Annotated in this window: 14 protein-coding genes and 1 pseudogene; 4 read left to right on the top strand and 11 right to left on the bottom strand. The window is 40.5% G+C overall.

Going from position 1 to position 18,522, the window contains the following annotated elements:
- Positions 1-330, bottom strand: coding sequence for a hypothetical protein (locus L0B17_RS05000; RefSeq protein WP_235088043.1), 330 nt, complete (start codon positions 328-330; stop codon positions 1-3).
- Positions 331-697: 367 nt separating this feature from the next.
- Entirely contained in the window at positions 698-1,696 is a 999-nt protein-coding gene (gene dusA, locus L0B17_RS04995) for a tRNA dihydrouridine(20/20a) synthase DusA (protein ID WP_235088042.1), read from the bottom strand.
- 267 nt (positions 1,697-1,963) lie between these two features.
- Between dusA and L0B17_RS04990 the strand changes: the two genes are divergently transcribed.
- Entirely contained in the window at positions 1,964-2,428 is a 465-nt protein-coding gene (locus L0B17_RS04990; protein WP_235088041.1) for a chemotaxis protein CheX, read from the top strand.
- Between the two features lie 116 nt (positions 2,429-2,544).
- Here L0B17_RS04990 and alr read toward each other — a convergent pair whose 3' ends face one another.
- The gene (alr, locus tag L0B17_RS04985) at positions 2,545-3,636 is read right to left on the bottom strand and encodes an alanine racemase (RefSeq protein ID WP_235088039.1); all 1,092 of its coding nucleotides are present in this window, start codon (positions 3,634-3,636) and stop codon (positions 2,545-2,547) included.
- A gap of 84 nt (positions 3,637-3,720) precedes the next feature.
- Positions 3,721-5,130, bottom strand: coding sequence for a replicative DNA helicase (gene dnaB, locus L0B17_RS04980; RefSeq protein ID WP_235088038.1), 1,410 nt, complete (start codon positions 5,128-5,130; stop codon positions 3,721-3,723).
- Between the two features lie 124 nt (positions 5,131-5,254).
- On the opposite strand from dnaB, the pseudogene L0B17_RS04975 reads away from it, so the two are divergent.
- Positions 5,255-7,450: pseudogene (locus L0B17_RS04975) on the top strand (S46 family peptidase); the annotation flags it as partial.
- A complete protein-coding gene (locus L0B17_RS04970) occupies positions 7,442-8,305 on the top strand; it encodes a pentapeptide repeat-containing protein (RefSeq protein ID WP_235089593.1) in 864 nt (287 codons plus the stop codon). The pseudogene L0B17_RS04975 and the gene L0B17_RS04970, both read left to right, overlap by 9 nt.
- A 94-nt stretch (positions 8,306-8,399) precedes the next feature.
- On the opposite strand, the gene L0B17_RS04965 is transcribed toward L0B17_RS04970, so the two are convergent.
- The 4 genes from L0B17_RS04965 to L0B17_RS04950 form a co-directional block, all read right to left on the bottom strand.
- Positions 8,400-10,001: a methyl-accepting chemotaxis protein gene (locus L0B17_RS04965; RefSeq protein WP_235088036.1), complete on the bottom strand. Its 1,602-nt coding sequence runs from the start codon at positions 9,999-10,001 to the stop codon at positions 8,400-8,402.
- 491 nt (positions 10,002-10,492) lie between these two features.
- Positions 10,493-12,064, bottom strand: a complete 1,572-nt coding sequence (ahpF, locus tag L0B17_RS04960; RefSeq protein ID WP_235088034.1) for an alkyl hydroperoxide reductase subunit F — start codon at positions 12,062-12,064, stop codon at positions 10,493-10,495.
- 163 nt (positions 12,065-12,227) lie between these two features.
- Positions 12,228-12,797 carry an alkyl hydroperoxide reductase subunit C gene (gene ahpC / locus L0B17_RS04955; protein ID WP_235088032.1) on the bottom strand — a complete coding sequence of 190 codons (570 nt, stop codon included), beginning with the start codon at positions 12,795-12,797 and terminating at the stop codon, positions 12,228-12,230.
- A 223-nt stretch (positions 12,798-13,020) separates the two neighbouring features.
- Positions 13,021-13,764 carry a spermidine synthase gene (locus tag L0B17_RS04950; RefSeq protein WP_235088031.1) on the bottom strand — a complete coding sequence of 248 codons (744 nt, stop codon included), beginning with the start codon at positions 13,762-13,764 and terminating at the stop codon, positions 13,021-13,023.
- A 123-nt stretch (positions 13,765-13,887) separates the two neighbouring features.
- Here L0B17_RS04950 and L0B17_RS04945 point away from each other — a divergent pair, with 123 nt between their 5' ends.
- On the top strand, positions 13,888-14,427 hold the full coding sequence (locus L0B17_RS04945) for a mechanosensitive ion channel domain-containing protein (protein ID WP_235088028.1): 540 nt from the start codon (positions 13,888-13,890) through the stop codon (positions 14,425-14,427).
- Positions 14,428-14,525: 98 nt separating this feature from the next.
- Here the strand turns inward: L0B17_RS04945 and L0B17_RS04940 are convergent, their stop codons facing one another.
- The 3 genes from L0B17_RS04940 to L0B17_RS04930 all read right to left on the bottom strand — a co-directional run bounded on the left by L0B17_RS04940 (position 14,526) and on the right by L0B17_RS04930 (position 18,372).
- Positions 14,526-15,263, bottom strand: coding sequence for a dienelactone hydrolase family protein (locus tag L0B17_RS04940; RefSeq protein WP_235088027.1), 738 nt, complete (start codon positions 15,261-15,263; stop codon positions 14,526-14,528).
- A gap of 59 nt (positions 15,264-15,322) precedes the next feature.
- A complete protein-coding gene (locus L0B17_RS04935; RefSeq protein ID WP_235088025.1) occupies positions 15,323-16,312 on the bottom strand; it encodes a 2-hydroxyacid dehydrogenase in 990 nt (329 codons plus the stop codon).
- 278 nt (positions 16,313-16,590) lie between these two features.
- Positions 16,591-18,372 carry a flavocytochrome c gene (locus L0B17_RS04930; protein ID WP_235088023.1) on the bottom strand — a complete coding sequence of 594 codons (1,782 nt, stop codon included), beginning with the start codon at positions 18,370-18,372 and terminating at the stop codon, positions 16,591-16,593.
- Between the last annotated feature and the right edge of the window lie 150 nt (positions 18,373-18,522).

Raw genomic sequence — 18,522 nt, 5'->3', positions numbered from 1 at the left:
TTACTTTTGACTCGCAGCTGTATTGACTGAGCGTTCCGTTACATCAGTGGCTATAACGTTATTGTCTGCATTAATACCACTATCAAATATTTGTTCAGCAATTTGAGTTTTTAATGACAGCAGCAATTCTTGCTTAGCTGACAAAATCAAATCCTGGCTGGCTGTAGAAATATTCTGTTCTAGCATTCTAAAGGTATCTTGAACTATTAGGTCATTGGCTTGGGCTGTAAAGCTACCTAGTGACATAGTTAATGCGACGACTGCCACTCCAGCAATACGGCTTAAACGACTTTTTGAATTGCTGGTAAACTTTGAGTTTGAAATAAACATAATGTCTTCCTTTTCTGTTTAATGTGCAGTGAAATCTATTTCTCCCTGCTGACAGATATAGCATTACAAACAACATGCCAACTTTTTCATACCAATGTAAGTAGTTGAATAATTTAAATTAAAATTATTTTTCAGTTAGAATTTAGTATATTAAAAATCATGTTCAAGCATGAAAAACGAACAATTAGTAAAATTAACCACATGATTGGTCAATTTTACTAATTCAGTTAAATCTGAATTAACACAACAAATAAATAGTTCAAGAAATACCAAATATATAATTGACATAATGCTTATAAAATCATCTTCCGAGCTGAATTTACGCACAAAAAAAAGCGCTCTTATGAGCGCTTAATTTAGGGATTAGTTAGGCTATTGGTTCTGGTGCATTTTCATCCATCAAGGCTATCGCGCCTCTCACTACCTCAATTCCTGCACCCGCTAAGTGTGCATTTTCACTTAAATAGCGGCGCCAGCTTCTTGAGCCAGGCAAGCCTTGAAATAAGCCAATCATGTGACGAGTTATGTGATTTAGTCGTCCACCTTGCTGAATATGACGTTCAATATACGGCAACATTAACTCGACCACTTCTTCGCGACTTAATTGTGCTGCATTACTGTGAAAAAGCTGTTGCTCCACTTGAGCTAAGATATACGGGTTTTGATATGCCTCACGGCCAACCATGACACCGTCAACATGCTGAAGATGTATTTTGGCTTGGTCTAAACTAGTAATGCCACCATTAATGCTGATATTAAGAGCAGGAAAATCACACTTCAATTGATAAACACGATCGTAATCAAGTGGTGGGATCTCACGATTCTCTTTTGGGCTTAATCCTTGTAACCAAGCTTTACGCGCATGAATAGTAAAATCGGTACAGCCTTTAGCGCTAACCGTTTCCACAAATCGCGTTAAAAACTCATAACTGTCTTGATCATCAATACCAATGCGGGTTTTTACCGTAACGGGAATATCAGCCGCCTGCTTCATAGCATCAACACATTCAGCGACTAATTCAGGTTCACCCATTAAACAGGCACCAAAACGACCATTTTGGACTCGATCAGAAGGGCAACCGACATTGATATTCACCTCATCATAACCGCGCTCAGCAGCAAGCTTGGCACAATGAGCTAAGTCTTTTGGGTTTGAGCCACCCAATTGTAACGCCAGAGGATGTTCCTCTTCGTTGTAAGCTAAATAGTCGCCTTTACCGTATATAATGGCACCAGTAGTCACCATCTCTGTATATAACAAAGTATTAGCAGACATTAAACGAGCAAAATAACGATAGTGACGATCAGTCCAGTCCAGCATAGGCGCTATGCTAAAGGTGCGATCTATTTTTACATTAGCAGTCATAAAAACCAATATTTGTAGCTGAAGCGGACACCCTAGTTAATCTATAGCGATAACCACTACATCATTAAAGAAGATATAACTAAGGTATAACTAAGATAGAGACAAACCTGCATAAGCTGGCGATATGAACTGATTATATCATGTATATATTAGGTTCAGATACCCAAATCATCAAGGGTGTTCTAGACTGTGGGTTAATGCTAGAGTAATTTATAGTGTAATGACTTTCCCCCTTAACAGCATGTCTCAATAAGGAGCAAGTTCAATATGAACGTTGAATTTATTAACCCTTTTCTTGTGTCGTTAGTGAATGTGATATCAACAATGGCAACCATGGATCTTAAGCCTGGCAAGCCACAATTGAAGAATCATGACCTAGCTAAAGGAGATGTCTCAGGCTTAATTGGCATGGTTGGGCCTAAAACTAAAGGATCATTGTCTATTACCTTCGAAGAATCGCTAATTCTAGAGATTATGAATAAAATGCTAGGTGAAAAACCAACTAGTATTAACGCTGACATTACTGATTTAGTAGGTGAAATTACCAATATGGTTACTGGCGGAGCGAAGAACTTGCTCAGCAGTAAAGGTTATGATTTTGATATGGCAACCCCTGCTGTGGTATCAGGAAAGAACCACACAATTTCACATCAAGCTAAAGGCAAAAAAATTATGATGCCATTTTCACACGAATATGGGATGGCTTTTATTGAAATATGTTTTGAAGAGTAATACCCATATTGTGAGGTCACCACTCTTGAACATTCACTCCATTTTTTTAGGCCAGGCATGATGTAATGACTGGCCAGCTACAGTTTGAAATCTAACTATTAAGCGACTGATTCAGCTTAAGGTAATAATTTAACCATCACTCTTGGAGTCAATTTAGTCACCAGTTCATAAGCGATTGTGCCTATGTGCTCAGCAACTTCTTCAACTGCCAGCTCTTTACCCCATAACTGCACGCTATCACCGACACAGTCAGTTGCATCTAAGCCCAAATCGACGGTAAGCATATCCATTGACACTCTACCGACTATGGGTACTCTACGCCCATTAAGCAATACAGGAGTTCCCTCTGGTGCATTGCGGGGATAACCATCTCCGTACCCTATGGCAACCACACCTAATAACGTGTCTTCTTTAGCTTGCCAATATGCGCCATAACCAACACAGTCGCCCGCTTTATGTTCCCGCACAGCAATTAAGTTAGAGACTAATTCCATAGCAGGGATTAATTGGTGGTTTGTGCCTTTATCACCCATTACCGGTGATACACCATAAAGCGCAATACCAGGACGCACCCAGTCAGCCTGACTTTGCGGCCAAAATATCGTGGCGGCCGAGTTAGCTAAGGTACGCTCACCATCAAGGCCGGCTATGAGGTTTTCAAAGTCTCTCATTTGCTTTAATGTCAGTGGATTATCGGGCTCATCGGCACAGGCAAAGTGAGTCATTAGATTAATCGGTTTAGCTACCGATTCACAGGCCATTAAGCGTTGATAAATTGCAGGAAATTGCGTCAAACTAAAGCCTAACCTATGCATGCCAGAATCAACTTTAAGCCATACTTTTACTGGCTTAGATAAAGCAGTTTGTTCTAACATTTGCAGCTGTGATTCATGATGAACGGCGGTTTCAATATCATTTTCAACAATTAATGGCAGATCTGACGCCCTAAAAAAGCCTTCAAGTAATAATAAACGCCCTTGTACTCCGCCATTACGCAGCTCAAGCGCTTCTTCTAACCTTGCCAATCCAAATCCATCGGCTCCACCGTCATAATTACTGACACATTGGGCAACATTGAGTAACCCATGACCATAACCATTGGCTTTTACTACCGCCATAATTTGGCTGTGGGGAGCTATCTCACGTAATCGGGCAAGATTATGTTTTAAGGCGTGACGACTAATTTCAGCGCGAGGAAAAGGTTTCAAAAAATGGCCTTATAAAACAAATGATGGCCGCAAAGCTAAGCCATCGTTAATTGTGTTGTTAAATTAAACAGGTAATCGATAAGATTAATCTTCTTCGAATTGTGGCCCTGAGTAATTATCAAATCGAGAAAAGTGCCCCTGGAAAGTTAACCTAACACGCCCAATAGGGCCGTTACGTTGCTTACCAATAATAATTTCAGCTGTGCCCTTATCTTCGGTATCGTCATTATAAACTTCATCACGATAGATAAACATAATAAGATCAGCATCCTGCTCAATTGCACCAGATTCACGTAAGTCAGAGTTAATCGGGCGTTTATCAGCACGTTGTTCCAAAGAGCGGTTAAGCTGAGACAGTGCAACCACTGGGATCTCAAGCTCTTTGGCTAAGGCTTTTAATGAACGAGATATTTCAGAAATCTCTAAGGTACGGTTATCTTTTAGCGCTGGCACCTGCATGAGCTGCAAGTAATCGATCATGATCATCGATAAACCGCCGTACTCACGTGCAATTCGTCTTGCACGACTGCGCACATCCGTTGGGGTTAACCCTGAGCTATCATCAATATACATTTTGCCTTGTTCAAGCATAATGCCCATGGTTGATGAAACACGCGCCCAATCTTCGTCATCTAACTGACCGGTACGAATTTTAGTTTGATCGACGCGGCCTAACGAGGCCAGCATACGCATCATAATTTGTTCTGAGGGCATCTCTAGACTAAAAATAAGCACAGGTTTATCTTCGTTCATAGCAGCCTGCTCACATAGATTCATCGCGAACGTAGTTTTACCCATAGAAGGACGTGCAGCAACAATCACTAGATCACCAGACTGAAAACCTGCGGTCATTTTGTCAAGATCAGCAAAACCACTGGAAACACCGGTGACACCGTTATGAGGGTTATTATAAAGTTGCTCAATTTTATCGACGGTTTTTTCAAGAATGGATTTTATCCCTTCAGGGCCTTCACTTGAATTCGCCCGAGACTCAGCAATTTTAAAGACTTTGCTTTCAGCTAAGTCTAATAAATCACTTGAATTTCTGCCTTCAGGATTATAACCCGCGTCGGCTATTTCATGGGCAACACTGATCATGTCTCTAACGACTGCACGTTCACGTACAATTTGCGCATACGATAAAATATTGCCGGCACTCGGGGTATTTTTAGCAATTTCACCTAAGTAAGAAAATCCACCAGCATCATCGAGTTGATCTTCTATTTCAAGTTGCTCAGATACCGTGATCAAATCAATAGGTTGCGCGCGCTCCATCAAACGCTGCATCGCATTGAAAATCATTCTATGTGATCGAGAATAAAAATCTTCCGCTACAACCGCTTCGGCTACGCGATCCCATGCTTCAGCATCGAGCATCAATCCACCCAACACTGACTGTTCGGCCTCTATTGAATGAGGAGGTAACTTTAAGGCATTTACTTCGGCATCTTTCTGCCTGTTTCTGGCTCTAAATGCGGTTGATGGTTGTGACATTAACACTCCAAGATTCCAACGACTTTAAAAAATATGGTATAACACCGTGGTCGAATTTAGCTGAGCGATATTAACCCAGCGGCGATTGCAAACATACGGAAAATAAACTGCATAAGGAAAAAACATGCGTATTATATTGATAGCCGCTTTAGTGTTGTCATCGGGTTTCACCTATGCCGATGAAGGGCAATGGCAACCCTATCAGATGCCCTCTATCGCCGATAAACTAATAGAACGTGGTATTGGCATTCCCGCAACGCAACTTGCAGACCTAGGCCAATATCCAATGAATGCGGTCGTCAGTTTGGGCTATTGTACCGCCAGTTTCGTGTCTCCCCAAGGCCTAGTTGTCACAAATCATCATTGCGCCTATCGCGGCATTCAATATAACAGTAAAAAAGAACATAATTACCTCACTGATGGCTTTTTAGCTAAAACAATGGCCGACGAGCCTTCTGCTGGTCCTAATGAGCGTTTATACATTACTGAAAATGTCACAGATGTTACCCAGCTGATTACAGCTGATTTAAGTGATGAGCCATTAATACGTTATGAGCAAATTCAAACTAACAGCAAAAGCTTAATTAAAATATGTGAAGCCGATGATAACTACCGTTGTTCAGTAAATAGTTATCACAACGGTCTAGAATATTACCTCATCAAACAGCTTATTATTCGCGACGTTCGCTTAGTCTACGCACCACCCGAAAGCATTGGCGGTTATGGTGGAGATATTGATAATTACGAATACCCTCGTCATTCTGCTGACTTTACCTTTTTACGCGCTTATGTAGGCAAAAATGGTAAACCAGCCGTTTACTCGGCTGACAATGTTCCTTTTACCCCTAAAAGCTATTTAAAAGTAAATGCTGATGGCGTTAAAGCAGGTGACGGCGTATTTGCCGCAGGTTATCCAGGCTCGACCAGTCGTTACAACCTGACGAGTGAACTTAAGTTTGCCAGTGATTGGTTATATCCAACCCATGCCACGCGCTATCTGTTGCAAATTGACACTATCACCCAAATGGGAAATATAGATAAAAACATCGCGATTAAATATGCGGGCACTATGGCTTCGATGTCAAATCGGATGAAAAAGCTTAATGGTTTATTAGACGGCTTTAAAGCGACAGATATTGTCGGCATCAAACAAAGTAGAGAAGACGGCTTTTTAGCATGGTTAAAAAAGGATGAATCTGCTAATCCGCTGTTAATTGCTGACCTTGAAGTCTTACTTGCTGAACAACAAAAATATGCTCAAATTAACTATTATTTTGAAAACGCGCAATCAAGTGCCTTACTGCTTGCCGCTAAAAGTTTGTACCGTTTAGCCCAAGAAAAACAAAAACCGGATGCTATGCGTGAATCTGGTTACCAAAAACGTGACATGAAAATGTTCCGTGCAGACATGAAACGTATCGATAGCAGCTTTGATATTGAAGTGGATAAAACCTTATGGTTACAGGACTTAAATGCCTATATGGCGCAACCCTTAAAAGTTGAAGTATTTGATAACGCATTAAACAATAGTTCTGATCATCAAGGATTTGTTGCTAAAGTTCATGGCATATATGCGTTAACAGAGCTAACTGATCAAGCTACCCGCTTGGCTTGGATGAATAAAACAGTTGAAGAGTTTCAAACCAGCAGTGACCCATTTATCCGCTTAGCGGTTGAGTTGCATGACACCAATATGGCACTGGAACAAGAAAATAAGGTCATTGAAGGTAAATTATCTAAAGCTCGTCCAGAATATATGGCCGCTATTATTGCCTACTATAAAGCCAATAACTGGCCTGTTTACCCTGATGCAAATCGTACTTTACGGATAACATATGGCATGGTTGATGGTTATCAATCTAATGATGCTTTATACAAGCAGCCATTCACCCGCTTACAAGGTATTACCGCTAAACATATTGGAGTAGAACCGTACAATGCTCCAGCCAAACTATTAGCTGCTATCGCGACTAACGACTATGGCAAACATACTGTTCAGTCAGTGTATAACGATCCACGCTCTTGGTTGTGTAGACTTATTTCCTGTATTGAGCCTAAAAGTGATTTTAACTCGGTTCCAGTTAACTTTTTATCCAGCGTCGATACCACAGGAGGTAACTCAGGCTCACCGATATTCAATGGTAGAGGTGAACTTGTAGGATTAAACTTTGACTCTACATACGAAGCAATTACCAAAGACTGGTTCTTTAACCCAACGATCACCCGCGCTGTTCATGTCGATATTCGCTATATATTGTGGATGATGGATCAAGTTGATCATGCGGATAATTTAATTAAAGAATTAACGCTAGTGCGTAACTCTGAGTCCCAACCTTTCATTCAACTAGATGAAACTCAACTCGATAAAACTCAACTCGATGAAACTCAACTAGATGAAACTCAACTAGATGAAACTCAACTAGATGAAGCTCAACTAGATGAAACTCAACTAGATGAATCTCAACTCGATAAAGCTCAACTAGATGAAGCTCAACTAGATGAAACTCAACTAGATGAAGCCCAATTAGAAGAGTCTCAACTCGGTAAATCTCAACTCGATAAAGCTCAACTCGAAGAAGCTCAACGAGAAGAAGCTCAACGAGAAGAAGCCCTACTGGAAGAAACCAAACAAGCTGAAGTTGAACAAACTGAAGTGAAACAAGCTGAAGTGCAACAAACTGAAGTGCAACAAACTGAAGTGCAACAAACTGAAGTGCAACAAACTGAAGTGCAACAAACTGAAGTGCAACAAACTGAAGTGCAACAAACTGAAGTGCAACAAACTGAAGTGCAACAAACTGAAGTGCAACAAACTGAAGTGCAACAAACTGAAGTGCAACAAACTGAAGTGCAACAAACTGAAGTGAAACAAGCTGAAGTGCAACAAACTGAAGTGCAACAAACTGAAGTGAAACAAACTGAAGTGCAACAAACTGAAGTGCAACAAGCTGAAGCACAACTCGATAAAGCACAGCTCGATAAAGCACAGCTAGATAAAGCACTGCTAGATAAAGCACTGCTAGATAAAGCGCAGCTCGATAAAGCTCAGCTAGATAAAGCGCAGCTAGATAAAGCGCAGCTAGATAAAGCACAGCTAGATAAAGCGCAACTCAATAAAGCTCAGTTAGATAAAGCGCAACAATCTGAAGTACAACAAAATAAAACCAAAGAGTAGACCCCCTCTAATAGCAATAAACAAAAATGGCGCTCATTTGAGCGCCATTTTTTACACTATATCAACTCACCTATCATTTAATAAAAGTTAATATTTATAATTTAAACTGTGACGTCGTATTTTTAAGTTGTACTGCAAAATCATCTAATCCTTGAGAAATATTATGCACTTCACTTAAAATATTTAAGGTGTTCTCAAATGATGCATTCATTTCAACTACATTACCGCCCACTTCTTCAGCCACAACCGATTGCTGCTCCGTCGCTGATGCTATGTGGGTATTCATGCTATTAATACTGACAATTTTTGATTGAATAGACTTAAGCACATCACCGGTATCTTTAGCGTAACGTTCATTGTCTGATGATTTAGTAATTGCAGCATTCATAGTCGAAACCGACGACACAGCGGCACCTTTTAATCGGTCTAACACTTCACGAATTTCTTTAGTTGCATCGGCCGTTTTAGACGCTAATGCACGCACTTCATCAGCCACAACAGCAAAGCCTCTACCTTGTTCACCAGCACGCGCCGCTTCAATCGCCGCATTTAGCGCTAATAAGTTAGTTTGCTCCGCTATCGAGGTGATCACGTTTAAAATAGAGCCCACACTTTCAGTATCTTTAGCTAATTCATTAATAGAATTAGAAGCGAGCTCAATACCTTTATTCAAGTCTTGGGAAATATTAATCGTTCGCTCCACCACCACTAAACCAGCGGTTGCTTCACGTTCAGCCTCTTGTGCGGCTTCTGCAGCTTGTTGGGCGCTGAGTGAAATATTATTAACCGAATGACGCATCTCCTCCATCGAAACTTGCACATTGCGCGCATCTTGACTTTGTTGCTGGGTCGCTTTAGTTGCCAAAGACATTCTGTCTTTTAGCGCTTTCGCGCTGTCCAATAATGGGCTGGTTACACTAACCACACCTTCGATTGAATCAGCAAGCAGACGTAAAAATCGATTGAAATTACTCGATACTTGGCCCAGTTCATCACTCCCCGTCACTTGTAATTGATGACGTAAATTACCTTTACCATCAGCTAATTCACCTAGCGAATTTGCAACATTACTGGCAGAGCTGCTGATTGAACGTGCAATAGATATGGTCGCAATACCCATGATAATTAACAAAGCAATACCAATACTTAACGTAAGATATAAGCTTTGCTCTGAACGATTACTGGCTTCTGCAAGTGTTGATGAGAACTCGTCTACTTTATCAATTTTATATTGATTAATACCACGTGTCAGCGTTTCAAATATTTCTGACTTCTTATGACTAATTTGACCCACTTGGCTCATGTCTATGCTGCCATCAAGCATGCCGCGAGCCAGTTTAGATGTCATATTATTATATTGTTCAAGTGAGTGGGATAATGATGATAGCGACTGAAACTGATTTTCGTCTATCGCACTAAGTTTATTTAAATTTGAATCTAATGACTTAAAGACTTTAGATGCATTGGTCAGTAAATCTTCGTCAGCAAAAGAAACCGACTGTGTGTATAGCTCATCTAATCGCTGCACAAAGATAACGTTTTGATTAGCAAGTTCTACACGCTCGCTAACCTTACTCTGCATAAAATTCATCGTGTCTTGATTTTTATTTATTGCCACTATACTAATTGCTAAGTTGACGGTAAATATGACCACAGACAATACGAATATTAATCCCACTTTTTTAAAAATGGACATGTTATTAAACCAATTCATACTTCGCCCCCAAGCGATACATAACATATAGTGAATCTTTATATAGATTGCACTGTGCTAGAAAATTGAACTTATCTCGGTCCATGAGAGGCTATTTCGATCATTTTTATTTCTATTTAATCTATAAAAGCTGGATTTCATTAATCATAGCCAACGGACACCTTGTCGGTATAAAAAATCCATAAAAAAGCAATCTTTAGTGCTAGTTTTTATAATCATCTCTTGTTATCGACCATACAAGTATAATCTAAATCAAATAATTGAAATCTTTATTATTATCTCATCACCCGAATACAGGCTAAACACGACCATTCGCCGTTTGCTTGTCATACTTCATTTCGTATAATTTCACCAACAAGATGGTTCAGAAAACATTCAGAAGTTATATTGAAATTAGCACAGTTTATCGCATGTCATTTAACACACAAAAAAGCCAGCACGATGCTGGCTTCAATCGATTAAACTGAATAATATTAAGCGACTTTTACTACGTTTGTGTCGGTGTCTGAATGACGAATTAAGTAATCAAACGCACCTAACGAAGCCGTGGCACCACTGCCCATGGCTATAATAATTTGCTTATAGGGAGTATTGGTCACATCGCCTGCCGCAAATATGCCTGGTATCGATGTCTGACCACGTGCATCAACGATAATTTCACCGCGTGGGGTTAAATCAATAACACCTTTCAACCACTCAGTATTAGGCACTAAGCCAATCTGTACAAAAATACCGGCTAAAGTCACCTCATGGCTGCCACCTGTTTGGCGATCGGTATAGGTTAGCCCTGTAACACGATTACCATCACCATTCACCTTGGTGGTTTGTGCTTGAGTAATAATAGTAATATTACCCATTGATTTTGCTTTACGCTGCAGTACTTCATCCGCACGTAAAATACTGTCAAACTCAAGAACTGTGACATGCTCAACAATGTTAGCTAAGTCAATGGCTGCTTCGATACCCGAGTTACCTCCACCAATAACAGCAACACGTTTGCCTTTAAATAATGGGCCGTCACAATGTGGACAATAAGCCACGCCTTTACCACGGTATTCTTTCTCACCTGGTACGTTCATTTCACGCCATCTTGCACCTGTAGCTAACAACACGGTTTTGCTTTGTAGTGTGGCACCATTTGCGAGCTCAACATCAAATAAACCGTTTGATGCTATTTTAACGACCTTTTGGTTTTCCATCACATCAACATCATAGTCTTTAACGTGATTTTCAAGGTTTGCAACCAATTTGGGGCCCTCTGTTTTAGACACCGAAATAAAGTTTTCAATGCCCACAGTTTCCGCAACTTGGCCGCCAAATTTTTCAGCAACAATCCCAGTAGTTAAGCCTTTACGGGCTGCATATATTGCTGCTGAAGCACCAGCAGGGCCACCGCCAACAACCAACACATCAAATGCTGACTTTTGGTTTAATTGCTCAGCTTTACGACTACCGGCATTTTTATCTAACTTGTTTAATACTTCTACTACGCTTATAGCGCCCACTGAGAATGACTCACCATTTAAGTAAACTGATGGCACCGACATAATATTGCGCTGCTCAACTTCTTGCTGAAATAACGCACCATCAATCATCACATTGGTGATATTAGGGTTAATGGCCGCCATCATATTTAATGCCTGAATCACTTCAGGACACGTTTGGCAGCTTAATGACACATAAGTCTCAAAATGATACTGACCAGGCAAAGTACGAATTTGCTCAATAATATCAGCGTCTAACTTAATTGGGTGACCGCCGCTATGTAATAACGCCAATACCAATGAAGTAAATTCATGACCCATTGGCAAGCCTGCAAAGGTAATGCTGGTGGCTAATTCAGGGTTAATCACTGTCATGCTTGGGCTGCGTAGTCCAGTAGCTTCAGTGCTACTAACCAGTGCAGAGCTGTCGACAATATCTTGCGCTAAGCTTTTAAGCTCAGCAGATTTCTTTGAGTCATCAGTTGATACCACGAGTTCAACTGGGTGTTTAAGATTCTGAAGGTACGTTTTCAGTTGATTTTTTACATTGGTATCTAACATAACAACTCCTAGGGATAATGTTTGTCTATGGAAAATAGAATTGGGAACTATAAAATATGCGAATAAAAGTTAGTTAGAGTAGGAGGTTGCCAGTTAATACGGGGGACATTAACTGGCTGGGTATACTGTCTAACGTGTTATAATTTCGCGTTAGAAGTTAGCCTTAGATCTTACCGACTAGGTCGATTGATGGTGCTAAGGTTTCTTCTCCTGGCTGCCATTTAGCTGGACATACTTCACCATCGTGACTAGCGACATATTGAGCAGCTTGAATTTTACGCACTAATTCTGATGCACTACGACCGATACCTAGGTCGTGAATTTCAGCAACTTTCACTTCACCTTCTGGGTTAATCACAAAAGTACCGCGAAGTGCTAACCCATCTTCTTCAATCATCACACCGAAGTTACGAGTGATAGTACCTGTTGGGTCACCTATCATTGGGTAAGTGATTTTGCCAATGGTGTCTGAACTTGAATGCCATGCTTTGTGAGTAAAGTGAGTATCAGTTGATACTGAATAAACCTCTACGCCCATAGCTTGAAGCTTTTCATAATGGTCAGCCATGTCACCTAATTCAGTAGGGCAAACGAAAGTGAAATCTGCAGGGTAAAAGAACACAACTGCCCATTTGCCTAGTATGTCTTGCTCTGTCACTTCAACGAATGCGCCGTTGTGAAATGCAGTGGCTTTGAATGGCTTGATAGTGCTGTTGATAATTGATTGTGTCATGATTAACTCCATTGTATTAAATAACTTAGTAAGGTTTTTAATATGGACTTAGTTTTAATTTAAGCTTGCTTTAAAACCGCGCCCTGTTTCGATGGAGTTAGAATACGCTGGCAGGTTAATTATGTATAACGGATAAAATCTATCATCCTAATCGGTTTTGCAATTGAACCATTAGCGGTTATCGATTTTTTATATTGAGCAACATAATGCTCAACAATAAATATTACTTCCAAGGCTCAAAACGGGTTAGCACCCTAGATACATTAATATCTAACGCTTGGGATAAGGTGTGTTGATTGGATTTATTACTCATTGCTACCAGCCCCTGGCTTTGGTTAGTGGCAAAAACCACCCAGTTTCCGCCGCCGGTTAAGCACGCATGAATATGACTAAAGTGATCCTGTAAGTGGCTGAGTAATGAAGTATTGTTACGGTGCTCTTTCCAGCAGTTAAGTACCAATATTCCGTCAGCTTTGAGTCCTAAATAACAATGCTCGGTAAACTCAGCAGATAAGAGTTTGGGGTCAACTCCCTTTTCGCTGTAAATATCGACAAACAACACGTCACATTTTTTAAAGTCGCCAGCTTGCAGAAAACAATTCGCATTTTGATGCACTACAGTCAGTTTTTTGCCTATTGGTAATTGAAAGAATCGTTTAGCGGCATGAATAACCTGTTCCCTTAATTCTACGGCGGTGATTTTAATCGCTGCATCATAATGACGTAAAGCATGCACTAGTGCGCCACCGCCTAGCCCCAATATCACCACACTTTTAGGCTGCTTTGCCATTAACGCGCATAACATTGCTTGCACATAGGTATGCTGTGGAACAAAAGGCTCTGTTTTATCCATTTTACTTTGTTCATCATTATCACCAAATGATAAGACCCTAAAGTGGCCATCATCAAGCACAAATATGTCACCAAACTCATCGGCACTTGTATGTAGCACTTTATAATCAGACATATCATTCCATATTTAAATTTAAAATAAATTAACTTTAGATTAATCAACAAGCCAAGTGGCTTAAAAAGCCGTATTATAACTGATCATAACTGCATATTGAGATTGTATTCTTTAGGACGTTTTATGTTGAACCAAACTATGATGGTGTTGCTGTATTTAGCGGTGTTTATCATTGCCCAGAATCAGCTAAAAAAGTTGATTAAGATTCAAGCCATTAAAAAACAGGTAAGCGAAGTCCGTAGCCGTTTGGTGACTAGGCTAATTTCATATTTTATGTTTTTTGTCACCTTGTCAGTTATTGCCATTTCATTGGGTTTAGGCTACCAAGAAGTGTCTTTATTTGTTTCCTCAGCATTTGCGGTATTAGGTGTTGCCTTGTTTGCTCAGTGGTCAATTTTGAGTAATATCACCGCGGGTGTATTGATCTTTTTTGTATTCCCGTATCGCATTGGCGATCGAATCAAAATTGTTGAAAAAGATGAAGATATGTCTGGGGTGATCGTTGAAATATCCTTATTTCATATTCTGCTTAAACGCGACTCAGGTGATGTAATGACCTATCCAAACAGCTTGATGCTTCAAAAAGGCGTTATTAAGCTAGCTAACGATGCACCTAGTAAGAAAAAAGTTACTGCTAAGCGGGTTATCCCTAAACGGTTATAACAGCCAATAACTGTAATAAAACAAAAAGGCGCAAATGCGCCTTTTTGTTATTTGTCACTATGCTAGTTGCCGCTCATAACATAGCTAAAACGGTCCACTTAGTTCAACGTTCTTTGAAAAAAAGCCACCGCTTGCAAGTACATTTGAAGAGCTAATGCTGGGTCGTAACGATCGCCTTCATCACGCATAAAGGCATGCTGAGCATTCACTTCTAGCCAACTAAAATTAGCGTTTACGCGTTCCAATTGCTGATAAATCGCTTTGCGTCCTTCACTTGAAACGTGGGGATCTTGCTTGCCAAATACCATCACTAATTCACCTTTAATATCACCGGCACGGGTTAGTGAATCATTATTAGGCTTACACGGTAGGGTATTAGAATGAATGTCGGTTGCATATAAACAAAATGCTCCCTTGATATCAGGATTCAATGCGGCACGAAAAGCTAAATGACCTCCTATGCATACCCCCATAGCGCCGACTTTGTCGCTGCAATAGGTTTGTGAGCGGGCAAAATCAATCAGAGCTTGAGTATCACTGTCATGCTGTTCAAGCGGTTTGGCGAACTTATCTTGGTTACCTTTATCTTTGCCTGCATCATCATAGGCCAATACAGTACCTATAGGGTTCAGCTCATGAAATACTTCAGGCACTAATACTACAAAACCATGCCCAGCAATAATGGCTGCCGCACGCGCTATCGGCGCTGTTAACTGAAAGATTTCAGAATAAAAAATCACGCTAGCAAACTGCCCTGGTTGTTCAGGGCGAAATACCGTGGTGCGCATTGTGCCTGTAGGCGTAGCAATATCATGTACTTGGGTTGAAATAATCATAGTATCTCTTACAAAAAATTGGAGCCATAAGGCTCCAATCTATCAATAATAAGCCTCAGTTAACATAGCTCGTTACCAGATTTCTCACCGGCTAAAAGCGCTTTAACATTATTCAGTGTGGTTAACGCTATCGCGTTTAAGGCTTCCTCGGTTAAAAAGGCTTGGTGTCCGGTGAAAATAACATTATGACACGCAGATAAACGCCGAAAAACATCGTCTTGAATAATCTCTCCGGACTTGTCTTCAAAAAATAACCCTTTCTCATTTTCGTAAACATCTAGCCCTAATGCACCTAACTGACCATCTTTTAACGCTTCCATTGCGTCTATGGCATTAAGTAGACCGCCACGGCTAGTATTAATCACCATCACCCCTTGTTTCATTTTATGAAAACTACTCTGGCACAATAAATGATGGTTATCCGCAGTTAACGGGCAATGTAGGCTTATGATATCGCATACAGGGTAAATCTCATCTAGACTGACATACTCAACCCCTAATTCAATAACTGCTGGGTTAGGATAAGGATCGTATGCCAACACTTTACAGCCAAAGCCTTGGAGGATTTTAATGGTCGCTAGGCCAATTTTACCGGTACCAATAACGCCAACGGTTTTGCCAAACATGTTAAAACCAACTAACCCTGTTAGGGCAAAGTTAGCATCACGAGTACGTTGATATGCTTTATGAATTTTACGATTAAGGGTTAGCATTAAGGCAACACTGTGCTCAGCAACGGATTCTGGCGAATAGGCAGGTACATTGACCACTTGTATACCCAAACGCTTTGCAGCAACCAAATCAACATTGTTAAAACCTGCACAGCGCATTGCAATCACTTTTGTGCCGCCTTTGGCTAATTCAACTAACACTTCTTCACATAATGAATCATTAACAAACGCGCACACAACTTGAAAGCCCTCTGCCAGTTTGACGTTTTGCATGCAGAGTCGATAATCAAAATATTCAATTTGGACCCCAAAATTTTTATTGGTGCAATTGAAATGATCAATATCATATGTTTTAGCACTAAAAAAACCAATTCTCATAATATGTCCTACCGCTAAAAGCTTATCAATACTGGCATATTTCAAGCTTCGTTGTTAGTTAAAAACAACTCACGTCTACCAGCCAACTTGTCAGCAAACTCAATTTTGCATCCAGTGTATGTGAATGAAACATTGTTGTCGTTAATAAGACATCCTTAAAAATGAAAATATGAACAAATACTTTCAATTTTTTACGGGCATAACAATAAAAAACGAGCCCGATTAAGGGCTCGCTGAGAGTTAAAATGATTAATTATGAAAGTGAATAACAGCTTATGTTAATGCTCTTTAGCGTATTTAGCGGCTTGCTCTCCGGCAATACGACCAAAAGTGACTATATCAGAAATTGCGTTGCCGCCGAGTCTGTTGGTGCCATGCACGCCACCTGTAATTTCACCTGCGGCAAACATCCCTGGAATATTCTTCCCACTGATTCCTTTTACTTCGGTTTGAGTATCAATAACAACTCCACCCATAGTATGGTGAACAGCAGGTGCAACTTCGATAGCATAATAAGGAGCAGATGCTAACTCTCGAGGTAAATCTTGACGCTCAAATTGAGTATCTTTGCCCGCTTTAACTATTCCATTGTAATCAGCTAATGTTTTGGTTAACTCTGCACTAGGCATGCTGAGCTTTTTAGCAAGCTCGCTCAAATCCTTGCCTTCATTCACTATGTGTAAGTGAATATAACCCTCAATTTTACTCAAACTTTTACGCACTGAGTCATCAAATACTAAGTAAGCACTTTCGCCTTTTTGATTTAAAATAGCTGCCGATGCTTTATCGCGAGTAGTTAGCTCATTTACGAAACGTTTACCATCACGGTTAACTAAAATAGCACCATTACCACGAACAGCTTCAGTCACCATCACACCACCTACTGGTGAGTAAGTTGGATGTGCTTGCACATATTGCAGATCTTTGGTTGCCGCGCCGGCTAACTCAGCAACATCGAGTCCATCACCCGTTGCGCCAGCATGGTTAGTGGCTTTAAAACCTTTTAAGCTAGGGTCATATTTAGCCACTCGCTCATTATTTTTAGCAAAGCCACCCGTTGCGATCACTACCGAGTCTGAATTTATCACGTAATAACCAGTATACGTCCCTTTAACTAACACACCGGTGACTTTTCCAGAAGCATCTTCAATAATGCGTACAACACGGCTATTAAGTCTGACATCAGTATCACGGCTTATTGCTGCATCCCAAAGTACTTGAGCAACATGTGCGCCAACACCTGCACCACCGGTAGGGCGATGGCTGCGGTTAACACTTGCACCGCCCATGCGACCAACATCGGTTAAATCCGCACCCAATGCAGTTAACCAGTCAACGGAATCAGATGAATTATTTGCCAGTACTTTTACCAATTCAGGATCATTTAAATTACCGCCTCCCGTCATGGTGTCATCGATCATAATTTGTTTTTTATCTTCGATTTTTAATGCTGTTTGAGCTTTGGTTTCTGCAGCATTCATACCACCTGCCGCGAGTTTTGTATTACCGCCTGGCACAGGTTCTTTTTCTAACAAAATGACTTTAGCACCATTATTACGTGCAGAAACAGCCGCCGCTAAACCGGCTCCACCAGAACCGATAACAATAACATCAGTCGTTTCTTTCGCGCCTTTAGCAATAGCTTGATCCTGTGCGGCTTTGTCTGCATTCACAGGCACAAACTCACGTTCCCATTTGCCAGAAAATGGCATTTGATATTCAAAGCTATGGCAAGAATCACAATAAGTAACTGATTTTTCATGTCCTGAGTGACAACTGGTACAACTGATCTCACCAATTAAATGAGATTGATGTGGTGAAACAATACCTTTTCTTTCAGTTTCAGCCACTTCCTTTAAGGTTCCGTGACAACTTGAACATTGGGCATTTTCATAGGTTAAGTTGTCGTCAACTGGTCCTTTTTTACTCACATGGCAAGTATCACAATTGCCCATTTCACCATGAAAATCAGCTAAGTTTTCTGGTGCGGCATATGCGACTGAACTTAGTGCACCTGAAATCAGTAATGCTAGTAGTAATTTTTGTGTACGTGTTAACATTGTATCCCCCAGCCTTGCGGCATTAATCTTACAACTGAGCATATCACCCTCTAAAGGGGTAGACTGCTAGCCAGCTCACATACTAATAACCACTTTTAAATTGTGATCTTATCTGTGTACTTACGCATTATTTACCAAAATCAGATGTTG

This window comes from Shewanella sp. OMA3-2 (genome assembly GCF_021513195.1).
In the GTDB taxonomy this organism is placed as follows: Bacteria; Pseudomonadota; Gammaproteobacteria; order Enterobacterales; family Shewanellaceae; genus Shewanella.
Note: the sequence above shows the minus strand (reverse complement) of the source record. Positions and strands in the feature narration are given on the sequence as shown.

What these genes read in the sequence shown, in the direction of transcription:
- L0B17_RS05000 (WP_235088043.1), bottom strand. Translation starts at nt 330, where the DNA reads ATGTTTATTTCAAACTCAAAGTTTACCAGCAATTCAAAAAGTCGTTTA.
- dusA (WP_235088042.1), bottom strand. Translation starts at nt 1,696, where the DNA reads ATGACTGCTAATGTAAAAATAGATCGCACCTTTAGCATAGCGCCTATG.
- L0B17_RS04990 (WP_235088041.1), top strand. Translation starts at nt 1,964, where the DNA reads ATGAACGTTGAATTTATTAACCCTTTTCTTGTGTCGTTAGTGAATGTG.
- dnaB (WP_235088038.1), bottom strand. Translation starts at nt 5,130, where the DNA reads ATGTCACAACCATCAACCGCATTTAGAGCCAGAAACAGGCAGAAAGAT.
- L0B17_RS04965 (WP_235088036.1), bottom strand. Translation starts at nt 10,001, where the DNA reads ATGTCCATTTTTAAAAAAGTGGGATTAATATTCGTATTGTCTGTGGTC.
- ahpF (WP_235088034.1), bottom strand. Translation starts at nt 12,064, where the DNA reads ATGTTAGATACCAATGTAAAAAATCAACTGAAAACGTACCTTCAGAAT.
- ahpC (WP_235088032.1), bottom strand. Translation starts at nt 12,797, where the DNA reads ATGACACAATCAATTATCAACAGCACTATCAAGCCATTCAAAGCCACT.
- L0B17_RS04950 (WP_235088031.1), bottom strand. Translation starts at nt 13,764, where the DNA reads ATGTCTGATTATAAAGTGCTACATACAAGTGCCGATGAGTTTGGTGAC.
- L0B17_RS04945 (WP_235088028.1), top strand. Translation starts at nt 13,888, where the DNA reads ATGTTGAACCAAACTATGATGGTGTTGCTGTATTTAGCGGTGTTTATC.
- L0B17_RS04940 (WP_235088027.1), bottom strand. Translation starts at nt 15,263, where the DNA reads ATGATTATTTCAACCCAAGTACATGATATTGCTACGCCTACAGGCACA.
- L0B17_RS04935 (WP_235088025.1), bottom strand. Translation starts at nt 16,312, where the DNA reads ATGAGAATTGGTTTTTTTAGTGCTAAAACATATGATATTGATCATTTC.
- L0B17_RS04930 (WP_235088023.1), bottom strand. Translation starts at nt 18,372, where the DNA reads ATGTTAACACGTACACAAAAATTACTACTAGCATTACTGATTTCAGGT.